The sequence below is a fragment of the Pseudoxanthomonas japonensis genome (assembly GCF_010093445.1).
In the GTDB taxonomy this organism is placed as follows: domain Bacteria; phylum Pseudomonadota; class Gammaproteobacteria; order Xanthomonadales; family Xanthomonadaceae; genus Pseudoxanthomonas_A; species Pseudoxanthomonas_A japonensis.
The window spans coordinates 202,947-223,661 of sequence record NZ_PDWW01000003.1 but is presented as its reverse complement, the minus strand read 5'-3'; the positions used below and the strand labels follow the sequence as shown (position 1 = coordinate 223,661).

Annotated in this window: 21 protein-coding genes; 7 read left to right on the top strand and 14 right to left on the bottom strand. The window is 68.5% G+C overall.

Translation table 11 applies throughout. The annotated features are described in order from the left end of the window. Positions 1–45: 45 nt before the first annotated feature. Complete coding sequence (locus CSC78_RS04340; RefSeq protein WP_162336670.1) at positions 46–2,955, bottom strand: EAL domain-containing protein; 2,910 nt, start codon at positions 2,953–2,955, stop codon at positions 46–48. Between the two features lie 194 nt (positions 2,956–3,149). Between CSC78_RS04340 and CSC78_RS04335 the strand changes: the two genes are divergently transcribed. The 5 genes from CSC78_RS04335 to CSC78_RS04315 all read left to right on the top strand — a co-directional run bounded on the left by CSC78_RS04335 (position 3,150) and on the right by CSC78_RS04315 (position 7,819). Further along, on the top strand, positions 3,150–3,773 hold the full coding sequence (locus CSC78_RS04335; protein ID WP_379609223.1) for an RNA polymerase sigma factor: 624 nt from the start codon (positions 3,150–3,152) through the stop codon (positions 3,771–3,773). A gap of 2 nt (positions 3,774–3,775) precedes the next feature. After that, positions 3,776–4,903, top strand: coding sequence for a hypothetical protein (locus CSC78_RS04330; protein WP_162336669.1), 1,128 nt, complete (start codon positions 3,776–3,778; stop codon positions 4,901–4,903). Then, a complete protein-coding gene (locus tag CSC78_RS04325) occupies positions 4,900–5,487 on the top strand; it encodes an IMPACT family protein (RefSeq protein WP_162336668.1) in 588 nt (195 codons plus the stop codon). Before CSC78_RS04330 ends, CSC78_RS04325 begins: the two co-directional genes overlap by 4 nt. A 109-nt stretch (positions 5,488–5,596) precedes the next feature. Further along, on the top strand, positions 5,597–7,375 hold the full coding sequence (locus CSC78_RS04320) for an ABC transporter transmembrane domain-containing protein (protein ID WP_162336667.1): 1,779 nt from the start codon (positions 5,597–5,599) through the stop codon (positions 7,373–7,375). A 63-nt stretch (positions 7,376–7,438) separates the two neighbouring features. Beyond that, positions 7,439–7,819, top strand: a complete 381-nt coding sequence (locus CSC78_RS04315; protein WP_162336666.1) for a hypothetical protein — start codon at positions 7,439–7,441, stop codon at positions 7,817–7,819. Positions 7,820–7,827: 8 nt separating this feature from the next. Here CSC78_RS04315 and CSC78_RS04310 read toward each other — a convergent pair whose 3' ends face one another. Together CSC78_RS04310 and CSC78_RS04305 are read right to left on the bottom strand one after the other, a co-directional pair. Further along, complete coding sequence (locus CSC78_RS04310) at positions 7,828–8,979, bottom strand: fatty acid desaturase family protein (RefSeq protein ID WP_162336665.1); 1,152 nt, start codon at positions 8,977–8,979, stop codon at positions 7,828–7,830. Continuing rightward, entirely contained in the window at positions 8,979–10,082 is a 1,104-nt protein-coding gene (locus tag CSC78_RS04305; protein WP_162336664.1) for a ferredoxin reductase, read from the bottom strand. Before CSC78_RS04305 ends, CSC78_RS04310 begins: the two co-directional genes overlap by 1 nt. Positions 10,083–10,146: 64 nt before the next feature. Here CSC78_RS04305 and fabR point away from each other — a divergent pair, with 64 nt between their 5' ends. Further along, a complete protein-coding gene (gene fabR, locus CSC78_RS04300) occupies positions 10,147–10,839 on the top strand; it encodes an HTH-type transcriptional repressor FabR (RefSeq protein ID WP_162336663.1) in 693 nt (230 codons plus the stop codon). 12 nt (positions 10,840–10,851) lie between these two features. Here fabR and CSC78_RS04295 read toward each other — a convergent pair whose 3' ends face one another. From CSC78_RS04295 to rlmD, 10 genes are all read right to left on the bottom strand, one after another. Beyond that, positions 10,852–11,352, bottom strand: coding sequence for a L,D-transpeptidase family protein (locus tag CSC78_RS04295; RefSeq protein WP_162336662.1), 501 nt, complete (start codon positions 11,350–11,352; stop codon positions 10,852–10,854). Beyond that, positions 11,349–12,977 (bottom strand): isovaleryl-CoA dehydrogenase, encoded by a 1,629-nt coding sequence (locus tag CSC78_RS04290; protein ID WP_162336661.1) that lies wholly within the window; start codon positions 12,975–12,977, stop codon positions 11,349–11,351. The genes CSC78_RS04295 and CSC78_RS04290 overlap by 4 nt, the downstream gene beginning before the upstream one ends. Positions 12,978–13,142: 165 nt before the next feature. Then, positions 13,143–14,420 (bottom strand): FAD-dependent oxidoreductase, encoded by a 1,278-nt coding sequence (locus CSC78_RS04285; protein ID WP_162336660.1) that lies wholly within the window; start codon positions 14,418–14,420, stop codon positions 13,143–13,145. Positions 14,421–14,519: 99 nt separating this feature from the next. Next, positions 14,520–14,726 (bottom strand): cold-shock protein, encoded by a 207-nt coding sequence (locus CSC78_RS04280; protein WP_055942196.1) that lies wholly within the window; start codon positions 14,724–14,726, stop codon positions 14,520–14,522. A 90-nt stretch (positions 14,727–14,816) separates the two neighbouring features. Further along, the gene (locus CSC78_RS04275) at positions 14,817–15,563 is read right to left on the bottom strand and encodes an S-methyl-5'-thioinosine phosphorylase (RefSeq protein WP_162336659.1); all 747 of its coding nucleotides are present in this window, start codon (positions 15,561–15,563) and stop codon (positions 14,817–14,819) included. Positions 15,564–15,565: 2 nt separating this feature from the next. Next, a complete protein-coding gene (locus CSC78_RS04270) occupies positions 15,566–16,135 on the bottom strand; it encodes a hypoxanthine-guanine phosphoribosyltransferase (protein WP_162336658.1) in 570 nt (189 codons plus the stop codon). Continuing rightward, positions 16,135–17,142 (bottom strand): beta-N-acetylhexosaminidase, encoded by a 1,008-nt coding sequence (gene nagZ, locus CSC78_RS04265; RefSeq protein WP_162336657.1) that lies wholly within the window; start codon positions 17,140–17,142, stop codon positions 16,135–16,137. The genes CSC78_RS04270 and nagZ overlap by 1 nt, the downstream gene beginning before the upstream one ends. Positions 17,143–17,154: 12 nt before the next feature. Further along, positions 17,155–17,673 carry a CYTH domain-containing protein gene (locus tag CSC78_RS04260; protein WP_162336656.1) on the bottom strand — a complete coding sequence of 173 codons (519 nt, stop codon included), beginning with the start codon at positions 17,671–17,673 and terminating at the stop codon, positions 17,155–17,157. Beyond that, entirely contained in the window at positions 17,673–17,819 is a 147-nt protein-coding gene (locus tag CSC78_RS04255) for a hypothetical protein (RefSeq protein ID WP_162336655.1), read from the bottom strand. The genes CSC78_RS04260 and CSC78_RS04255 overlap by 1 nt, the downstream gene beginning before the upstream one ends. Continuing rightward, positions 17,816–19,159: a 23S rRNA (uracil(1939)-C(5))-methyltransferase RlmD gene (gene rlmD, locus CSC78_RS04250; RefSeq protein WP_162336654.1), complete on the bottom strand. Its 1,344-nt coding sequence runs from the start codon at positions 19,157–19,159 to the stop codon at positions 17,816–17,818. Before rlmD ends, CSC78_RS04255 begins: the two co-directional genes overlap by 4 nt. 101 nt (positions 19,160–19,260) lie before the next feature. Between rlmD and CSC78_RS04245 the strand changes: the two genes are divergently transcribed. Further along, entirely contained in the window at positions 19,261–19,962 is a 702-nt protein-coding gene (locus tag CSC78_RS04245; RefSeq protein ID WP_162336653.1) for a response regulator, read from the top strand. A 5-nt stretch (positions 19,963–19,967) separates the two neighbouring features. On the opposite strand, the gene recO is transcribed toward CSC78_RS04245, so the two are convergent. Further along, entirely contained in the window at positions 19,968–20,699 is a 732-nt protein-coding gene (gene recO, locus CSC78_RS04240; RefSeq protein WP_162336652.1) for a DNA repair protein RecO, read from the bottom strand. Positions 20,700–20,715: the final 16 nt, after the last annotated feature.

Here is a 20,715-nt window from a genome sequence, read left to right as displayed (position 1 = left end):
GAACCATGGGGCGGCATGGATGCCGCCCCCATGTCGATCACGTCGTCAGGCGGCGTCGGTAATGCCGACCTTCTCGAGGTTCGCCGCAGGCCGTCCCAGCAGATAACCCTGGCCAAGATGGCAGCCCAGTTCCAGCAAGGCCTGGCGCTGCTCCTCGGTCTCCACGCCCTCGGCGATCGTCTCGATGCCCAGCGTGCTGGCCAGCGCCAGGATGGCGCGCACCAGCGCCAGGCTTTCCGGACGCGCCTCGTTGCCCAGGCCGGACACGAAACTGCGATCGATCTTCAGCACCGAGATCGGGAACCGGTGCAGGTAGGACAGCGCGGAGAAGCCGGTGCCGAAATCGTCCAGCTGCGCGAGGATGCCGTGCTGGCGCAGCGTGCGCAGGATGCGCAGCGTCCGCGGCGCGTCATCGAGCAGCGCGACCTCGGTGATCTCCAGCCGCAGGCGCGAAGGATCCGCGCCCTGCGCCTCGAACATCGCCAGCAGGCGGTCGCCGAAGTCCGGCGAACGGAAATGCCGTGGCGAGACATTGACCGAGATGTAGCCTTCGACGCCGCGCGCGATCTGCCGCACCACCTGTTCGTACAGCAGCCAATCGACCTGCTCGATCAGGCCGCTGTTCTCGCCCAGGCCGATGAACTCCGCCGGCAGCAGCAGGCCGCGCCGCTCGTGCCGCCAGCGCAGCAGCGCCTCGTGGCCGATGACGCGGCCATCGTCCATGCGGCGGATAGGCTGGTAGAACGGCAGGAAGTCGCGGTGGTTGATCGCCCGGCGCAGGTCGGCTTCGAGATCCAGGCTCTGCACCGCCGCCTCGCGCATGGCCTCGTCGAACAGGGCGCAGCGGTCGCGCCCCTGTTCCTTGGCGCGGTACATCGCCGCATCGGCGTCGCGCAGCAGCTCCTCGCCGTTGCGGTAACGCGGGTGCCACACCGCGATGCCGAGACTGGCGGAAGGAAACAGTTCGCGCCCGGCCACCCACATAGGCAGGCCGAGCACGGCGAGCAGCCGCTGGGCGAAATCGCGCACGTTCTCCACGCCATCGGCGTATTCGACCAGCAGCGCGAACTCGTCGCCGCCCAGGCGCGACACCACGTCCTCGTCGCGCACGCTCATGGTGATGCGGCGCGCCACTTCCACGAGCAGTTCGTCGCCGGCGGCATGGCCCATGCTGTCGTTGACCAGCTTGAAGCGATCCAGGTCGAGGAACAGCACGGCGAATGCCTGCCCATCGCCATGCCGCGCGCGCTCGATCGCCGCCGAGAGGCGATCCAGCAGGTGCGGACGGTTGGGAAGGCCGGTCAGCGCATCGTGCGTGGCCTGGTGGGTCAGCTGCTGCTCCACGCGCAGGCGCTCGCCGATCTGCGAGCGCAGCTGGTGGTTCGCCTCGGCCAGCTCGCGCGTGCGCTCGTCGACCCGGCGCTCGAGTTCGGCATGCGCACTGCGCAGACGTTCCTGCGCCCGCTGCCGGTCCAAGCCGTTGCCGATGTGGTGGGCGACGAAGGTCAGCAGGTTCTGGTCGTGCGAGGTGAACTTCACCTCTTCCGTATAGCTCTGCACCACCACCGCACCGACCACGTCCTCGCCGCGGAACAGCGGCACACCCAGCCAGCTGTAGGCCGGCGGGCCGTGCTGCTGGACCTTGCCGGCCTCGGCCAGCTGGCCGATCACCTCGCGGTCGGCCAGCAGCGGACGCCCCGTGGCGATGACGTACTCCGTCAGGCCATTGGTCATGCGCCGCGTCTTGCGCATCGGATCGCGTTCGTCGATGGAATACGGGAAGTTCAGGTCCCTGCCATCGTCCGAGACCAGCGCGATGTAGAAATTGCGCGCGTTGATCAGCTCGTCGACCACGGTGTGCACGTCCGCGTAGAAACGCTCCAGGCTGTCCGAGGTGATGGCCAGGTCGGTGATGCGGAACAGCGCGCGCTGCAGTTTCTCGGCGCGCTTGCGTTCCATGATCTCGGCCTGCAGTTCGCGGTTGGCGCGCTGCAGCTCGTGGGTGCGCACCGCCACGCGGTGTTCCAGCTCGACATGCGCATGCTTGCGGTCGAGCGCGGTGAGGATGTGCTGGGCCACGTAGCCCAGCAGCGCGCGGTCCTCGTCGGCATAGCTGGCGGGTGCGTCGTAGCTCTGCACGACGATGGCGCCGCAGACATGGTCGTCGCGGCGCATCGGCACGCCCAGCCAGTCCAGGCTGTCCGGGCCGTGCGAGGGATCGCGCACCACGCCCAGTTTCTGCCGGATCACCGCCGACGGTCCGCGCAGCGGCTGGCCATGGCGCAGCAGCGCGAAGGTCATGCTGTTGACCATTTCCTCTTCGCCGAACTCCCGCTCGGGCTCGGCGATGTAGGGGTCGCGCTGGTCGGCGAAGTAGAGGAACCGCACGGTGCGGCGCTGGTCGTCGTACAGGACGATGTAGCAGTTCTCCGCGTACATCAGCGAGTTCACCACCGCGTGGATGCGGCGGAGCATCTCCGGCATCTCGAGGTCGGCGCCTGCGAGGTCGGCGATCTCGTACAGCGCCTGCTGCAGGCGCTTGGACTTCTCCAGCGACACCACCCGCGCCTGCGCCCGCGAGGCATCCAGCGAGGTCACCAGCAGCGTGCGCGCCAGCAGTACCCAGGAGGCTTCTTGCGCCTCTGCCAATGGACCCGGCAGCGCCAGCGCCAGGGCGACACGGGCGTTGCCGTCGGCGTTGTCCCACGCGTATGCGCGCGAATCGGGGCCGTCGTGTTCGACAACGGTCTCGGCGAGTGCGTGCTCGGCGCGTCGCCGCAACGCAACGGATGCGCCCTGGGTCGCGCCGCTGCCGTTGCCCAGGGCCCAGTCGCGCCAGCAGACGGCCAGTTCCGCACCGGCCGGCAACAAGCCGCACAGGACCTGCGCGATCCGTTCCGCCGGGGAGGCGTCTTCGCTGGCCGGGTTGTCGGCGCTGATCGATGGCGTAGGCATGGTCGTGATCCGACCCAGTCGGAAGGCGGTATCCGGAAGTCCCCCGCGGCGAGCATACCGCCTGCCACCCCCTGAACGGAAACCGCCGGCACAACCCCGCCAAGGGGGCTCGGCCGTTTGCCATGCACGTGCCCGCTCTCCCCGCTCCCGCCGATGTCTCCACGTCCGTCCTGCCCGCGCACGGCAGGTCCAGGATGAACACGGCGGTCCCCCGACAGGCCGCCAGCTTCACGGACACGCGGGGACCGCTTACGCTGGTGGCGGTGAACGACCTTGCCGAACCCGCCGACGAGACCCTGATGCTGGCCTACGCCGCGGGCGACGCGTCGGCGTTCGAACAGCTTTACGCCCGCCACCGCGGCCCGCTGTACCGGTTCCTGCTGCGGCACCTGCGCGATGCGGCGCTGGCCGACGAGTTCTTCCAGGACACCTGGCAGCGCGTGATCAGCGCGCGCCAGGGCTGGAAACCGGAAGCGGCGTTCGGGACCTGGCTGTACCGGATCGCGCACAATCGCCTGAACGACCATTGGCGCGCATCGAAGCATCGCCCCGCGGCACCGGCGGACGCGGACGAACGCATGGCACGCGTCCCCGACCCGGAGACGCCGGAGCGGCAGCTGTCCGAGTTCGAGCAGCGGCGGCGGTTGCAGCTGGCCATGGATGAATTGCCGCCAGAGCAGCGCGAAGTGCTGCAGCTGCGGCTGGAGCAGGAACTGACCCTGGAGGAGATCGGCGAGATCACCGGCGTGGGCCGGGAAACCGTGAAATCGCGCCTGCGGTATGCGATGGACCGGTTGCGGACGAGGTTGAACGAATGAGCATGCCCCACGAGCCCCTGACCCCCGAAGAGCGCGCCCTCGCGCAGTCGTTCGCGCGCCTGGGCCCGCATGGCGGCCCCTCGCCCGAACTGGACGCCCGCATCCTGGGTGCGGCGCGGGCGGCGGTGCAGGCGGCGCCGGCGACAGGCGGACACGTGCCTCCCTCGCGTCGTCGCTGGCCGCTCGGCATGGGCGTGGCGGCCTCGGTGCTGCTCGCGGCCGGCATCGCCTGGCAGCTTCGCCCGGTTCATGAAGTCCCGGTCGCCAGCGAAGTGCCGATGGCGGCCGAGCGCTCGGTCGGCGTGGCGTCCGAAGACCCCGAAGTCGCTGCCGCGGATGCCGCCGCACCGGTCGCCGACATGCCCGCCCCTCCCGCCATCGTGGCGCAGGAGGTCGCGCCTTCGATGCCCGCCAAGGTGCTGCCGCCTTCGCCTGTCGGACGCGCCGCGACGGCATCGGGACCGGCGCGCCAGAACGCAGAAGCCGCCGCGCGCCAGGAGCCCGCGCCGAAGCGCGGCCCGTTGGCCTTGATCCCCGCCCCCATCCTGCCTGCACCACCGGCACCGGACGCGGCGCCACAGGCATTCCCTGCGGACGCCGATGGCTCTTTGCGCGCGCCGCAAGGTGTCGTTGCCACGACCGCACCGGAAGCTGACCTGCAAGAGCGCACGCTGTATCGCGCCGCCGCCCAGCAGGAACAGGAGCAACGCGCCCGCTTCGACGATCCGCGACAGGACGCCTCTGCCAAGACCGGAGAGAACACGACCCTCGACGCCATTGCCGTGACCGGCAGCCGGGTGAAGTCGCGGGACCGTCAGGCGAGAACGAAAGAAGTCGTGTCGGCGCCGGCGCCGACGCCCGCCGCCGCACCTCCTCCCCCTCCGCCTCCGGCTGCCAGCGCAGGGAGCGCCCAGCCCAGTGCAGCCCGCAACGCCCTTCGCCGTACCGATCTGCAGGTGCCGGTCGACGCCGACACGCGGCTGCCGCCGGACGAGTGGCTGGATCGCATCCGGCTGCGCCGGGACCTGGGCGACGACGCCAACGCACTGCGCAGCCTGCAGTTGTTCGTGCAGGAGCATCCGTTCCAGCGCGTGCCGGAAGACTTGCGCCCGCTCCTCGGCAATCCGTGAGCGACACCCTCGCCGCACGCGCCTCGCAACTGCTGGAGGTGAAGCACAGCCGTTTCCTCGCGCAGGCGTCGCCGGTCGACAGCGCCGACGACGCACTCGCCTTCCTGCGCGAGATCGGCGATCCGGCCGCGACCCACAACTGCTGGGCGTACCGGATCGGGCAGGAGTACCGGTCCAGCGACGACGGCGAGCCTGCCGGTACGGCCGGCCGGCCGATCCTCGCGGCGATCGATGGCCAAGGGTTCGACCGGGTGATGGTAGTGGTGACCCGCTGGTATGGCGGCATCAAGCTCGGCGCTGGCGGCCTGGTGCGGGCGTATGGCGGCGCGGCGGCGGAGTGCCTGCGGCTGGCGCCGCGGGAGCCCCTCGTCGCCTGGGCGACCGTCGAACTGACCTGCCCGTTCGACGACCTGGGCCATGTGCATGCGGCGCTGGCGGTCCACAGCGCGGCGAAGCAGGACGAGGATTTCGACGAGCATGGCGCGCGCCTGCGCGTGCAATTGCCTGCGGATCGCGTCGATGCCTTGAAATCACAGCTGCGCGACGCCACCCGTAACCGGGTGCGCTTCCTCGGACCGGCCTGATCGTCCGGTCGACGGCAGGTGTTTGTGGAAGGGACTTCGGGACGACGCGGCACGCTGGCCTGGTCAGCACTGAAGTCCCTTCCACAACCGCTTTGAAGACGGATCCTCTATGAGTACCCCTGCCGAGTCAGTGGACGACGCTGTCGCCAAACCCAAGCCCAAGCTGGGCACCCTGCGTGCGCTGTGGCCGTTCGTGCGCCAGCATGGCGGCCTGTTCACCGCGTGGCTTCTGGCGCTTGCGCTGGCATCGGCTGCGACGCTGACGTTCCCGGTGTCCTTCAAACAAATGATCGACCACGGCTTCGACAGTGGCGGCAACATCGATCGCGTGTTCCTCGGGGTGTTTGTGGTGGTTCTGGTGCTGGCGATCGCCAGCGCCGCGCGCTTCTATTTCGTGTCTCTGCTGGGAGAACGCGTCGTCGCGGACTTGCGCAAGCAGCTCTACGGCCACCTGCTCGCGCTGGATGCCGAATTCCACGACCGCACGCGCAGTGGTGAACTGGTTTCCCGCCTCTCGGCCGACAGCGAACTGCTGCGAAGCGTCGTGGGCAGCAGCATGTCGGTCGCACTGCGCAGCACAATCACCGTGATCGGCAGCATCGTGATGCTCTTCATCACCAGTCCCAAGCTCGCCGCCTATGCACTCGTCGGCATTCCGTTGGCCGTCGCGCCGATCCTGTTGGGTGCACGCAGGCTCGAGAAAGCCTCGCGCGCAAGCCAGGACCGGGTCGCCGATGCGAACACCCTAGCCAGCGAGACCCTGGGCTCGGTGCGGACCGTCCAGGCGCATGCACGCGAACCCTTCGAGTTTGGTCGCTTCAACGACGCTGTCGCGCTCTCTGTAGAAACGGCACGAAAGCGCATCCGGGCACAGTCGTTGGTCACCGCCACGGTCATCACACTGGTGTTCGGCGCGGTGGTGCTCGTCCTGTGGTCCGGTGCGCACGACGTGATCGCAGGCCGGGTCAGCAAGGGCGAACTCGGCCAGTTCGTGTTCTATGCCCTGATCGGCGGTGGCTCCGTCGGCGCCCTGGCCGAAGTCTGGAACGAACTGCAGCGCGCTGCCGGCGGCATGGGCCGCATCGCCGAACTGCTGGGCGAAACCCCGGCGATCCGCGCGCCCGCCACGCCGCGCACGCTGCCCGCGCCGGTGAAGGGCGAGATCCGCTTCGACAATGTGTCGTTCCACTACCCGTCCCGCCCCGACCTGCCCGCGCTCGACGATTTCGACCTGACCGTGCATCCAGGCGAAACCGTCGCCCTGGTCGGCCCGTCCGGCGCCGGCAAGAGCACCGTGTTCTCGATGCTGCTGCGCTTCCACGACGCGCAGACCGGCAGCGTGCAGGTGGACGGCGTGGACCTGCGCGAGCTGGCGCCGGCGGACCTGCGCGAACACATCGCGCTGGTGCCGCAGCAGCCGACCATCTTCGCTGCCAGCGCCGCCGAGAACATCCGCTACGGCAAGCTCGATGCCACGGATGCCGAACTGCAGGCCGCCGCCGAAGCCGCCGAGGCCGACGATTTCATCCGCGAACTTCCGGGCGGCTTCGACAGCCAACTCGGCGAACGCGGCGCGCGCCTGTCCGGCGGCCAGCAGCAACGCATCGCCATCGCACGCGCCCTGCTCAAGGACGCGCCGATCCTGCTGCTGGACGAAGCCACCAGCGCCCTCGACGCGCAGAGCGAGCGCGCCGTGCAGAATGCGCTGGAGCGTCTGATGGACGGCCGCACCACGCTGGTCATCGCACACCGCCTGGCGACCGTGCAGAAAGCGGATCGTATCGTCGTGATGGACCGGGGCCGCATCGTCGCCCAAGGCACGCATGCCGAACTGCTGGCGCAAGACGGCCTGTATGCGGAACTGGCGCGCCTGCAGTTCCTGGACTGACGACGGTGACGGCCACGCACCGCGTGGTCTAGGATGCGCCCGTCTCCCGGCCGGAAGCCGCGCATGATCCCCGAATCGTTGCCGCCGTTGCTGCGCGGCTTGGGCACCGCCCTGATCCTGGCGACCAGTGCGCTGGTCGTGGTCGTCGAGCGCAGGCCCGATGACGATGCCGCGTCACGGGCCGCGATGACGCAACTGGCGGTCAAAGCCGAAGAAGCCCGCCATCCTGGCGAGACCGGCGCCAATGCACTCGCCACCGAGGTACGCCTGCTGCGCCTGCAACTGCAGGGCAACGACCTGGCGGACGATGTATTCGAGAACCCCTGGTTCCAGTGGCTGGGCCTGCTCGGCACCGCGCTGATCTCGGCCTCGTTCTTCGCCGAGTGGCGCCTGAAGCACGACGTGGCGCGCGCGGCGAAGGCCGCGGCGCCGGACACTCCCTGACTGACGGCTTACGCCATCGCGTCGGACTGCACCAGCGCCGGCACGCGGCGCGGGCGGCTGGGAAAGGCATGCCGCACGATGCGCCAGCACACCTGACCGAACTGGGTCAGCAGCGTCCCGGTGTTGTAGTGCTGGCCGTAGCGCGCGCAGATGGCACGCACTTCCTTGGCCATCTCGGCGTAACGGTTGGCCGGCACGTCGGGGAAGAAATGGTGTTCGATCTGGTGGCTCAGGTTGCCCGACAGCACGTTCATCAGGAACCCGCCGCGCAGGTTGGACGAACCGCGCAACTGGCGCAGGTACCAGTGGCCGCGCGATTCGTTCTTGATGCATTCCTTCGGGAACGTCTCCGCGTTGGCGGTGAAGTGGCCGCAGAAGATGATCACGTAGGTCCACACGTTGCGCAGGCCGTTGGCGACCATGTTGCCGAGCAGCACCGGCAGGAAGAACGGGCCGGCCAGCGCGGGATAGATCACGTAGTCCTTCGCCAGTTGCCTGCCCATCTTGCGCACCACCGGCGCGGATTTGCGGCGCAGCTGCGTGTTGGTCATCTTGCCGCTCCACCAGCGGCCCAGCTTCAGGTCCTGGATGGCGATGCCCCACTGGAACAGCAGCGCGAACACCACCGCGACGAACGGCTGCACCAGGTAGAACGGGCGCCACTTCTGCTCGGGGAAGATGCGCAGCAGCCCGTAGCCGATGTCGTCGTCCAGCCCACGCACGTTGGTGTAGGTGTGGTGGCGGAAGTTGTGCGTGTGCCGCCAGTTGTCGCTGGTGGCGACGATGTCCCAGTCGTAGGTCTTGCCGTTGAGCTGCGGGTCGCCCAAGAAGTCGTACTGGCCGTGGATGACGTTGTGGCCCAGCTCCATGTTGTCCAGGATCTTGCCCAGGCCCAGCGAGAAGGCGCCCAGCGCCCACAGCACCCAGAACAGCCAGCCCACCGCGCTGTCGGCCAGCCACAGACCCCCGGCGACGGCGGCGGCGAACAGCAGCGCGCGACCGATCAGGTTGGTGTAGCGCACGGCCTTCACCACATTGCGGATGTAGCGCGCGTCGCGGACGCCCAGCGTCGCCACGGTGCGCGCACGCAGCGCGTCCAGTTCCTCGCCGAACTGGTCCAGTTCGGCGACGGTGAGCTTGCGGTTGCGGGAAGAGGCCATCAGAGGTCCAGCTCGAGGTCGGTGGCGGCGCTGTGGATGCACAGCTTCAACGCCTGGGTGGGTTCGTGGATCAGTTCGCCGCTGGGCAGGTGGCGCGTGCTGCCGGCGGACTTGCCGCAGGCGCAGGTGTTGCAGATGCCCATGCGGCAGCCGGACGGCGGTTTCAGTCCGTGCTGCTCCAGGGCCACCAGCAGGGATTCGCCGCGCGGCACCCGCAGCGTGCGCCCGCTGCGTTGCAGGCGGATGTCGACTTCACCCTCGTCCACCACCGTCACTGGCGGCGCGGTGAAGGCTTCGGCCTGGAACGAGGCCACCTTCGCTGCAAGCAGGCCGCGTGCGGCTTCAACGAAACCACCCGGACCGCAGGCCATCACCTGCTGCGCGGACAGATCGCCCGCATGTGTAGCGAGCAGGGCGTCGTCGATGCGGCCTTCGGCCTCATCGGCGAACGACGCGGTATCGCGCGTCAACAGCAATCGCAGGCGGAAGCGCGGATGTTCGGCGGCCAGCGCACGCAATTCGTCGAGGAAGCACGCTTCCTCGCGGCGACGCACCCAGTACATCAGCGTCACGTCGGACGGCATGCCCTGCCCGGCCAGCTCGCGTACCAGCGCCATCAGTGGAGTGATGCCACTGCCCGCCGCAAGCAACAGAAAGGCGCCCGGGGACGACGCAGGCAGCGTCATCCCGCCGAAGGCCTGGCCCAGTTCGACGATGTCGCCGATGCGGGCGCCCTGGCACAGGTGCCGGCTGACCCGGCCACCTTCGATCGCCTTGACGGTGACCGGCAGCAGCCCGTCCGCGCGCGGCGGTGCGGTCAGGCTGTAACTGCGGGTCACGCGGACACCGTCGATGTCGACGCCCAGGTTCACGTGCTGGCCGGCGCGATGGCCGCCCCAGTGGCGGTTGGGCTTGAACAGCAGGGTCACGGCGTCGGCCGAGGCGACCTCGCGCGCGACCAGACGGGCCAGCGGGCGCTCCCAGGTCCAGGTGCGATGGAAACGGGTGGCCCAGAAATCGAAGACATCCGGCTTCACCAACGGCCGGATCAGGCGTTTCAGGGGACCGGGCCGGCGGGGGATCGGACGGATCTGAGCGTTCATGGCCGCACTATACCGTCGTGAAGACGCTTGTGTATACACTTGTATATTAATTTACGGGGCTATGATGCCCCCTACCACCCCGTATGCCCGGCCCCTTCGCGTGATTCCCAACCCGCAACCGCAGCTCCAGGACGACCACGGCCCCGGCCGCAAGGCGTCCATTTCGCGCGAAGACCTGATGGCGGCCGCCCTGAAGCTGGTCGGCCCCCACCGCAGCGTCTCCACCCTGAGCCTGCGCGAAGTGGCGCGGGAAGCTGGCATTGCACCGAACAGCTTCTACCGCCAGTTCCGCGACATGGACGAACTGGCGGTGGCGCTGATCGACCTGGCCGGCCGCTCGCTGCGCAAGATCATCGGCGAGGCGCGGCACCGCGCCACCAGCAGCGACCGCAGCGTCGTGCGCGGCTCGGTGGAAGCGTTCATGGAGCAGCTGCGCGCCGACGACAAGCTGCTGCACGTGCTGCTGCGCGAGGGCAATGTCGGCTCGGACGCCTTCAAGCACGCGGTGGAGCGCGAACTGCAGTTCTTCGAGGAAGAGCTGTGCATCGACCTGATCCGCCTGGCCGCGCGCGACAACGCGCCGCTGTACGAACCCGCGCTGGTCTCCAAGGCGATCACCCGCCTGGTCTTCGCCATGGGCGCCACCGCGATGGACCTGCCGCCGGAGAAAGACCCGGAACTGATCGAGCAGCTGTCGGAAATGGTCCGCCTGATCATCACCGGCTCGCGCGCTCTCTCGCGAGGCGGCGCCCGCTGACCGGCGACGCCCTCAGGGCGTGATGCGGATCGGCGTGCCGACCGGCACGCGCTGCCAGATGGCGTCCATCTCCGCATTCGTCACCGCAATGCAGCCTTCCGTCCAGTCCGCCTGCGAACCGGGCGGCGTCGCGCCATGGATCATGATGTCGCCGCCCGGATCGACGCCGCGCGCGGCCGCCTGACGCCGGTCCGCCTCATTCGGATAGGAGATGCGCAGCGACAGGTGGAACCTGCTGCGATCGTTGCGGTAGGTGATGCGGTAGTTCCCTTCCGGCGTGCGCTGGTCTCCTTGCTGCCGCTTGTGCCCGATCGGCGCGCCGCCCAGCACGATGCGGTAGGTCGCGATGACCCGGTCATCGCGCAACAGGTCCATGCGCCGCTGCGCCTTGTAGACGTGGATCGCATCGGCCTGTTGCGCCACGGGCAGCAAGGCGGGCGGCGGCGTACCGGCTTCATGCGCCTGCGACGTCATGCCCAGCGACGCCAGCAGGATGAGCAGCCAGCGACTCATGCCGGCAATGCCCGTGCGAGCAGCACAGCCACGTCCGCATCGGCGGGCAGCGTGCCGAACACCAGACCATGCTCGTCGCCGAGCCGACTGCGGACGAACAGCCGCGCCGCCGGGCTGCCGGTGCGCAACAGTACGGCGGCCTGCAGCGCGAGCGCCAGCCGCTCGACCAGCTTCCGTGCGCCGGCCTCCTGCGTGGATGACAGATCGGCACGCAGTCGTTCGACGAAGGCGTCGTAGACATGGTCGCCACCGGACGCCGACGCGAGTTCGCGCGTGATCGCATCGAGCACGCCCGCATCGCGCGCCAACGCGCGCAGCACGTCGAGGCACTGGATGTTGCCGCTCCCCTCCCAGATCGAATTCAGCGGCGCCTGCCGGTACAGCCGCGGCAGGATCGATTCCTCCACGTACCCTGCCCCACCCAGGCATTCCTGTGCTTCGTTGACGAACGCGGGGACGCGCTTGCAGATCCAGAACTTGCCCGCCGCCGTGGCGACGCGCGCGAATGCCGCCTCATATGGATCCCGAGGCGCTGCATCGACCGCACGAGCCACGCGCAGCGCGAAGGCGGTAGCGGCTTCGGATTCCAGCGCGAGATCGGCCAGTACATTGCGCATCAGCGCCTGCTCGACCAGCGGCTTGCCGAACGCGACGCGATGGCGCGTGTGATGCAGCGCCTGCGCCAGCGCCATGCGCATCTCGGCGGCGGAACCGAGCATGCAGTCCAGCCGCGTCAGCATCACCATCTCGATGATGGTCGCCACGCCACGTCCTTCTTCGCCCACGCGCCACGCGCGCGCGCCGGTGAACTCGACTTCGCTGGAGGCATTCGCCCAGTCGCCCAGCTTGTCCTTCAGACGCATGAGCCGGAACGCGTTCTGACCACCGTCGTCCAGCCGACGCGGCATCAGGAAGCAGGTCAGGCCACCTTCGGCTTGCGCCAGCACCAGGAAGCCATCGCTCATCGGCGCGGAGAAGAACCACTTGTGGCCGACCAGCGCATACACGCCATCGTCCGCCAGCATCGCCGTCGTCGCATTCGCGCGCACATCGGAGCCGCCCTGCTTCTCGGTCATGCCCATGCCCAGCGTGATGCCGGCCTTGTTGGCGATAGGGACGTCGCGCGGATCGTAATGGGGTGTAGCCGCTTTCGCCGCCCATTCGCGCAGGCCGGGCTCGCGCAGCAGCACCGGCACGGCGGCATGCGTCATCGTCAGCGGACAGCTGGTGCCCGCTTCGGCCTGGTGGTGCAGGTAGCTGAGCGCCGCACGCGCGACGTGCGCACCGGCGACTGGCTCGTGCCACGACAGGCCGGCGACGCCGTGCGTCTTCGCCGCCTCCATCAACCGGTGATAGGCGGGATGGAACTCGACCGTGTCGATGCGCTGCCCGGTGCGGTCATGCGTGCGCAGTCGTGGCCGGTCGCGGTTGGCGTCGAAGCCCAGGCGATACAGCTCGTCGCCAGCCAACGCGCCATAGTCGGCAAGCCGTGGGGCGAATGCCTCGCCTCCCTCGCGCGCCACGGACTCGCGCAGGACCACGTCGTCCACCCACAGGTCGCGTGGCTCGAACGGCGGCGGCTGGTTGTCCACGCGATGCGTTTCGAACGGAGGAAGGTCGTCCATCACCGGCTCCCGCGGCAGGTTTGTCGTGGTCGATTGTGCCCGATGATGCATCGAGAACCAGAAACTGGGATTGCCCTGAACAATGCGCCGTCGTTCGTCATTCCCGCGACAGCGGGCAGTGCGTTTTCAACAGCCGAATGGCTGGTCACCCAGTGCCTCGGTGTTTCAACGACGTGAAGTCGCTGGGTCCCCGCCTTCGCGGGGATGACGGCCGTTGATCAGATCGTTCTGCAACGCTGCCAGGAAGTCGGGCTTCAGCTTCAACGTGCCGAAGAACCCGTGCTGCGTGCCGCTCAGCACCCGCAGCATGTGCCCGCGTCCGCCGGGCAGACGGCCGGCGGGCAGGAATCCGATGTCACGCGCACGCGCGACCCAGTCCAGGTCGGACTGGAAGATCGGCGTCAGCCAGCGACTCCAGAACTGGTAAACGCCGACATGCGCCTGGCGTTCGCGCTGGTAGGCACCGAGTGCGGCCGGTACACCGTCCTGCCCGCGCAACGCATCACGCAGCGCCAGCGCATCCATCAAGGCCATGTTGACGCCCTGCCCCAGCTGCGGGCTCATGCCGTGCGCGGCATCGCCGAGTACGACCAGGCGATCACGATGCCAATGGCGCAGGGTGACATCGCGGTAGCTGGCGCGCGCCAGCTGGTCGGGATCGACGGTGTCGGCGAGGCAGGCATCCACCTCTGGCCACAACTGTGCGATCTCGTCGCGCCATGCCGGCAGGCCGCGCGCCCGCCAGGCATCGAAATCGGCGATAGGCAGGCTCCAGAAGAAACTGAGGCGCGGCGTGTCGTCACCCGGACGCGTGCCCACCGGCAGCAGGCCGATCATCTTGCGGGCGGCCACGTAGCGCTGACGCAGCTCGTCGCCCCAGGGCCAGTCGCCTTGCGGCACCAGACGCCACAGCGCACCCCAGGGATAGACGGCTTCGCGCTTCACCGCGCCGGTGGCACCGCGCAGCTTCGACGCCGATCCATCCGCTGCGATCACCAGGTCGAACAGGCCATGCCAGCGGCCGTGCTGGTCGCGGATGCGGCGGGTGTCATCGCTGACGTCCTCGATGGCGTGGCCTCGATGTACCTCCCCATGTTCTGCCCATGCCTCCGACAGCAGCGAGAACAGCGCACCACGCTGCATGCCCAGGCCGAACAGCCGTGCATCCAGTCCTGCGTAGCGCATGTCCATCACCGCGCGTCCACAGGGCGTTTCGCCATACAGCCGGTTCACGCGTCGACCATGCGCCATCACGTCGGGCAGCAGGCCCAGTTCCCACAACACCTGCAAACCGGTGGGTTGCAACAGGAACCCGGCGCCGACCGGACCGAGCTCCGCTGCGCGCTCGAACACCTCCACCCGATGCCCATCGCGCGCCAGCAGCAACGCTGCCGCCTGGCCGGCGGTGCCGTAGCCGATGATCGCGATGTGCTGGGCATCCATGGCGTGTGGCCATCCTTCGTCGTGCGGTAAACCGGTGCTGCGGAAACAGCAGGCGTTAAAAAACCCCGCCGGAGCGGGGTTCAAGAAAATCGTCTTGGATCAGGCTGCCGGCGTGATGTTGGACGCCTGTGCACCCTTCGGGCCCTGGGTCAGCTCGTAACTGACGCGCTGGCCTTCCTGCAGGCTGCGGAAGCCCTTGCTGTTGATGGCGGTGTGGTGCGCAAAGACGTCGGCGCTGCCATCTTCTGGCGCGATGAATCCGAAGCCCTTGGCATCGTTGAACCATTTCACGGTACCGTACGGCATAGCGCTTGTATTTCCTTTTCTGGATGCGGGTGGAATGTGTGGCGTGACGTCACACCCGCCGAGTATGCAAAGCTCCGCGCGCGTTGACAATCACCCTCGCGCCAGCGCGGCCACCAGGGCCGGGATGCCGGATGAGGCAGCGGCCACATTGGCCAGCACTTCCTCCATGGTGATCTCCTCGTCGGTACCGCAGCCCGCGGCCCAGTTCGCGACGATGGCGAGGCAGGCGTATTCCAGGCCCAATTCCCGCGCCAGCCCCGCCTCCGGCATGCCGGTCATGCCCACCAGATCGCAGCCGTCGCGGCGCATCCGGCGGATCTCCGCGCGGGTCTCCAGGCGCGGACCCTGGGTGGCGCCATAGCACCCACCATCGACCAGATCGACACCGGCTTCTCGAGCCGCCGCGAGGATCTGCTGGCGAAGTAAATGCGTGTATGGGTCGCCGAAGTCGACATGCAGCACCTCGCTGTCCGGCTCCTCGCAGAGGGTGGAGATGCGACCCCAGGTGTAGTCGATCAGCTGGTCCGGGCAGGCCAGCACGCGCGGACCACAGGCATCGGTGATGCCGCCGACGGTGTTGAGCGCCAGCACGCGCGTGGCGCCGAGGTCCTTCAACGCCTGCAGGTTGGCGCGGTAGTTCACCTGGTGCGGCGGGACCGAATGCCCTTCGCCATGGCGCGCCAGGAAAGCCACGCGCCGTCCGCCAAGCGTGCCGATGCGGACCGGGCCGGACGGTGCGCCGAAGCGCGTCTCCAGCTCACGGGTCTCCACATCCTGCAGATCGGCGAGCTTGTAGACGCCGGTGCCGCCGATCACAGCGAGCGCGAGGTCGGCCATGGTCATTCCTTCAGCGCGTAGATGCCCGGCAGGTTGCGACCCTGCTCGTGGTAGTCCATTCCGAAGCCGAAGACGTAGCGGTCTGCGACTTCCAGGCCCACGTAGTCGGCGCAGATGCCCTCCACACAGCGGTCGTGCTGCTTGGTGGTCAGCGCGGCGATACGCACATCGGTGGCGCCCTGCTCCAGGCACCACTGCTTGACCGCGAGCAACGTGTGGCCCTCGTCGAGGATGTCGTCCACCAGCAGCACACGGCGGCCGTACAGCGCCGTCGCCGGCCGATGCTTCCATACCAGTTCGCCGCCGGTGGTCTCGCCGCGGTAGCGGGTGGCGTGCAGGTAGTCGAACTCCAGGTCCAGGCCCAGCGCACCCAGCTCCAGCGACAACTGGCCGGCGAACGGCAGCGCGCCGTGCATGATGGTCAGGTAGACCGGCACTTCGCCGGCATAGTCGCGCGCGATCGGCGCGGCCATCCGCGTGATGGCGGCATCCAGTGTCGCGCGGTCGACCAGCAGGTCGGCGTTGGCCAGTGCGTCGGCCAGTTTCGGTCGCGGATTGCCCAACGGTTCCATCACGCCACTCCCTTCAAGTTGTCGATCACGCGCGTCTGCGCGTCGCCATAGCGCGCGTCGGCGATCAGTCCATCCCAGCCGAGGGCACCACGGCCCAGCACGCCGAGCACGGCGGCCGTGTTCAATGCGCGGCCTTCGACCGCCTTCAGCGATTCGTCGACCAGCTTCGGCGAGCACACCAGCACCACGTCGCAGCCAGCGTCCAGGTGGTCGTGGATGCGCTGCTTCACGCCGCCGGCCGAGAACGCCGCGGCCATGCCGATGTCGTCGGAGAACACCACGCCTCGGAAACCCATTTCGTCGCGCAGGATCTTCTGGATCCAGAACGGCGAATAGCCCGCCGGCTCCGGCGCGACCGCCGGATACTTCACGTGCCCCATCATCACCGCGTCGGCCTTGGCCTCGATGCCGGCGACGAATGGAATCAGGTCCTCCGCACGCAGCACGTCCAGAGGACGCGGGTCGACGGCGTCGTCGAAGTGCGTGTCTTCCAGCACCGTGCCGTGCCCCGGGAAGTGCTTCAGCGTGGCGGCCATGCCGGCGCTATGCATGCCGCGCACGTAGGCGCGGGTGAACTCGGCGACGATCTGCGGATCGGCGTCGAAGGCGCGGTTGCCGATGGCGCGGTTGCCGCGCGCCAGGTCGACGACCGGGGCGAAGCTCAGGTCCACGCCGCTGGCGATGATCTCACTGGCCATCAGCCAGGCGTGTTCTTCGGCGCGCTGCAACGCAGCCTGCGGGTCCTGTGCGTAAAGCTTGCCGAACACCTCCAGCGCCGGCAGGTCGCTGTAGCCGTCGCGGAAGCGCTGCACGCGGCCGCCTTCCTGATCCACGCAGACCAGCTGCGGACGCGGTGCGGCGGCGCGGATCGCCTGCGACAGTTCCGCCACCTGGGTGCGCGAAGCGAAGTTGCGGGTGAACAGGATGACGCCGGCGACGGCGTCGTGCTGCAGCCAGTCGCGCTCCTGCGCGGTGAGTTCGGTGCCGGCGATGCCGATGACGAGCATTTCGTAAAGTCCTCAGGGAATGTCGGTGGCGGCGCGTTCGTCGTCCGACCACTGCGTGTACGGCCGCGATGCCAAGGCCAGATTGTAATAGCGGGCGGCGTCGGTGACCTGTTTGCCCGCCCAGGCCGGTTTCACGAAGGCTTCATCGGCACGGTCCAGTTCGATCTCCGCCACCACCAGCCCGGCGTTGTCGCCGAGGAACTCGTCGACTTCCCACAGATGGCCTTCGTGCCGCACGTAGTGACGGCGCTTGTCGATCACGCCACCCACACACAATGCCAGCAACGCGCGCGCATCGACGACGGGGACGGTGTAATCGAATTCCTGCCGGGTGGCGCCCAGCTCGCGCGACTTCAGGTTGAGGAACGCCGTATCGCCCTGGATGCGCACGCGCACCGAGGCCTTCTGCTCGCCCCGGTCCATCGCGCCCATGTCGTTGATGTAGCCCTGCGCCATCGGTACGACCTCGTACGCAGACTCGCGCCAAGCGTCGCTGACGACCAGGAACTTGCGTTCGATTTCGATGCCCATCAACGCCTCTCGAACAGTGCGATCGATTCGACGTGCGCCGTGTGCGGGAACATGTCCGCGCCCCGATCCCGACGGTGCGCCGCGATGCCGAGCGCGTCGCAACGCGCCCGGTTTTCACCGCATCGTTCTGCTTTCAGCATGATCATGCTCGCTCAAACAAGGCAATCGATTCGACGTGCGCCGTATGGGGAAACATGTCCATGGCCCCTGCCGACACCAGCGTATAGCCCTGCTCGTTGACCAGGTAGCCGGCATCGCGCGCCAGCGAACCCGGATGGCAGCTGACGTAGACGATACGGTCGAACTGTTTCAGCGGCAGCTGCTGCAGCACCTCTATGGCGCCGGAGCGCGGCGGATCCAGCAGCAGCTTGTCGAACCCCTGCCGCATCCACGGCGCACTGCGCTGGTCCTGGGTCAGGTCGGCCGCGTGGAACTGCGCGTTCGCCAGCGCATTGCGCGCCGCGTTCTCGCGGGCACGTGCCACCAGTCCGGCATCACCCTCCACGCCGACCACCTCGCCCACCAGGCGCGCCATCGGCAGGGTGAAATTGCCGAGGCCGCAGAACAGGTCGAGCACGCGGTCCTGCGCCTGCAGATCGAGCAGACCGAAGGTGTGCGCGATCATCTTCTCGTTGAGCGCGGCGTTGACCTGGATGAAGTCCAGCGGACGGAACGCCAGCGACACGTTCCACGGCGCCAGCGCGAACGCCAGCTGCGGCACCTCGGGCCAGATCGGATGCACGCTTTCGAGCCCGCCAGGCTGCAGGAAGATGGCGAAGCGGCTGGCCTCCCCAAACGCCACCAGCGTCGCGCGGTCGCTCTCGCTCAAGGGCTGCAGGTGGCGGAACACCAGCGCGATACCACTGAAGTCGGCGCTTTCGTCGCCGGCGATGAATTCGATCTGCGGGATGTGCTCGCGCGCGTCCAGACTTTCGACCAGCGCGGCGAGCTCGGAAACCCTGTTGCCGATCTCGGGAATGACGGTGTGGCATTCGGACAGATCGGCGACGAAGCGCGGATCCTGTTCGCGGAAGCCGACCAAGGTCTTGTCCTTCTTGTTGACCCGGCGCACCGAGAAGCGGCCCTTGCGGCGGTATCCCCAGTTGGCGCCGGTCAGCGACGGCAGCACCGTGCCGGGCATGACGTGGCCGATACGCTCCAGATTCTCGAGCAACACGCGCTGCTTGGCCTCGATCTGGCGATGCTCGTCCAGGTGCTGCAGCACGCAGCCGCCGCAGGTGCCGAAATGCGGACAGCGCGGCGCGACGCGGTCGGGCGAGGCCTCCAGCACGTCCAAGGTTTTCGCCTCGTCGAAATGTCGGTTCTTGGCGGTCTGTTCGGCCATCACGCGCTCGCCCGGCAGGGCGCCCGACACGAACACGGCCTTCCCGTCGCGGCGGGCGACGCCGCGTCCGTCGTGGGTCAGGTCGGTGATGGAAGCTTCAAACGGGGTCTTGTCGATGCGGGGGGAGCGGGTACGGGCCACGTGGCGTCAGGCTGCGTGTCTTTGGCGGGGCGGCATTGTCGCATGGCCGCCGGCCGCGCCTGCCGGGGCTAAGATGGGGCGAGTCCGCAGGAAGCCCGACCATGCCCCCCGCCCACGGCGCGACACCCTCGATCCTGCTGGTGGAAGACGATCCCGTCAGCGCCCTGTTCCTGTCGACCACGCTGGAAGCCCTGCCTGCCCGCGTGCGGATCGCGGAGGACTGCGCGCAGGCGCTGGCCGCGGCCGGCCCGTTCGATCTCTGGCTGATCGACGCCAACCTGCCCGACGGCAGTGGGACGGCGTTGCTGCAGCACCTGCGCATGGCCGATGCGTCGGCGGGCGCGCTGGCGCACACCGCCGACGCCACGTCCACCACGCGCGAGCGCCTGCTGTCGGCGGGCTTCGCCAGCGTGCTGGTCAAGCCGCTGTCGGCACAGGCGCTGCTGGACGCCGTACGCAACGCGCTGGGAGATAAGGGGAGCGACGTTCCGGCGCCACGCCCGGACTGGGACGAGACTGCCGCACTCGCCGCCCTTGCCGGCAACCGCGAACACGTCGCGACGCTGCGGCAATTGTTCCTGTCCGAACTCCCCGCCACGAGAACGGCCTGTCTCGACGCCTTCGCGCGCGCCGACGACGCGGCGCTGCGCGCCCTGCTTCATCGATTGCAGGCCAGCTGCGGTTTCGCGGGGGCCGCAGCATTGGCAGAAGTCGCCTCGCGCTGGCATGTCGCGCCCGGCGATGCGACCTTGCGCGATGCGTTCGTTGCGGCGAGCGGGCGCCTGCTGCCGGCCCAAGGCTGACGGCGTCACTCGGCGGCGCGTTTCAGTCGACCCAGTTCGCCGATCATTTCCCAGGACTTCAGGCCGCGTGGACCCAGATGGTGGGCCAGCACGGATCGCATCGGCAGGCGCAGGCTGGCCAGATCATCGGGGAGCGGCAGCACGTCCTCGGCCAGGGCCAACAGCGCACGACCGGTCGCGGCCTGGCTGCGTTCTCCATGACCGCGGTCGCTGAGCAGGCGGCGTGGCCCATGCTCCGGATCGAGCCGATAGCGCGCCGCCGGATCGATGGCCTCGCCGTCGCCATCGCAATCCAGTGCGAAGCCAAAGCCCAGCGCTTCGATCAGATCGCGTTCGAAGCGGCGCAGCGACCACGCCAGCCCCTCACGCCCGCGGAGTTGCTCGCGCGTGCGCTCATACGCGTCGAACAGGTCCGGGAGCGGATCGTGGCGTGGCGACAGTCGCAGCACCAGTTCATTGAGGTAGAACGCCGCCAGCATCGCGTCGCCGGTCGGCTGCGGGGCGGCATCCAGCGCTTCCGCACTGACCAGCCGCGCCAACTCGCCACGCAGGTCGCCGTCCAGACGAATCAGCTGCAAGGGCTGCAGCGCGGCGCGCAGCACATGCTTCTTCGGCCCCTGCACGCCGCGCGCGATCAGGCCCAGCCTGCCCTGTTCGCGACCCAGCACTTCTACCAGCAGGCTGGTCTCGCGCCAGGGACGCGTGTGCAGGACGAAGGCGGTGTCGCTCAGGCGCATGGGACCTGCGTCGCCG

Excerpts from the sequence above, each read along its gene's own strand:
- CSC78_RS04340 (WP_162336670.1), bottom strand. The coding sequence starts at position 2,955 with ATGCCTACGCCATCGATCAGCGCCGACAACCCGGCCAGCGAAGACGCC.
- CSC78_RS04335 (WP_379609223.1), top strand. The coding sequence starts at position 3,150 with ATGAACACGGCGGTCCCCCGACAGGCCGCCAGCTTCACGGACACGCGG.
- CSC78_RS04330 (WP_162336669.1), top strand. The coding sequence starts at position 3,776 with ATGCCCCACGAGCCCCTGACCCCCGAAGAGCGCGCCCTCGCGCAGTCG.
- CSC78_RS04320 (WP_162336667.1), top strand. The coding sequence starts at position 5,597 with ATGAGTACCCCTGCCGAGTCAGTGGACGACGCTGTCGCCAAACCCAAG.
- CSC78_RS04315 (WP_162336666.1), top strand. The coding sequence starts at position 7,439 with ATGATCCCCGAATCGTTGCCGCCGTTGCTGCGCGGCTTGGGCACCGCC.
- CSC78_RS04310 (WP_162336665.1), bottom strand. The coding sequence starts at position 8,979 with ATGGCCTCTTCCCGCAACCGCAAGCTCACCGTCGCCGAACTGGACCAG.
- CSC78_RS04305 (WP_162336664.1), bottom strand. The coding sequence starts at position 10,082 with ATGAACGCTCAGATCCGTCCGATCCCCCGCCGGCCCGGTCCCCTGAAA.
- fabR (WP_162336663.1), top strand. The coding sequence starts at position 10,147 with ATGCCCCCTACCACCCCGTATGCCCGGCCCCTTCGCGTGATTCCCAAC.
- CSC78_RS04295 (WP_162336662.1), bottom strand. The coding sequence starts at position 11,352 with ATGAGTCGCTGGCTGCTCATCCTGCTGGCGTCGCTGGGCATGACGTCG.
- CSC78_RS04290 (WP_162336661.1), bottom strand. The coding sequence starts at position 12,977 with ATGGACGACCTTCCTCCGTTCGAAACGCATCGCGTGGACAACCAGCCG.
- CSC78_RS04285 (WP_162336660.1), bottom strand. The coding sequence starts at position 14,420 with ATGGATGCCCAGCACATCGCGATCATCGGCTACGGCACCGCCGGCCAG.
- CSC78_RS04280 (WP_055942196.1), bottom strand. The coding sequence starts at position 14,726 with ATGCCGTACGGTACCGTGAAATGGTTCAACGATGCCAAGGGCTTCGGA.
- CSC78_RS04275 (WP_162336659.1), bottom strand. The coding sequence starts at position 15,563 with ATGGCCGACCTCGCGCTCGCTGTGATCGGCGGCACCGGCGTCTACAAG.
- CSC78_RS04270 (WP_162336658.1), bottom strand. The coding sequence starts at position 16,135 with ATGGAACCGTTGGGCAATCCGCGACCGAAACTGGCCGACGCACTGGCC.
- nagZ (WP_162336657.1), bottom strand. The coding sequence starts at position 17,142 with ATGCTCGTCATCGGCATCGCCGGCACCGAACTCACCGCGCAGGAGCGC.
- CSC78_RS04260 (WP_162336656.1), bottom strand. The coding sequence starts at position 17,673 with ATGGGCATCGAAATCGAACGCAAGTTCCTGGTCGTCAGCGACGCTTGG.
- CSC78_RS04255 (WP_162336655.1), bottom strand. The coding sequence starts at position 17,819 with ATGATCATGCTGAAAGCAGAACGATGCGGTGAAAACCGGGCGCGTTGC.
- CSC78_RS04245 (WP_162336653.1), top strand. The coding sequence starts at position 19,261 with ATGCCCCCCGCCCACGGCGCGACACCCTCGATCCTGCTGGTGGAAGAC.
- recO (WP_162336652.1), bottom strand. The coding sequence starts at position 20,699 with ATGCGCCTGAGCGACACCGCCTTCGTCCTGCACACGCGTCCCTGGCGC.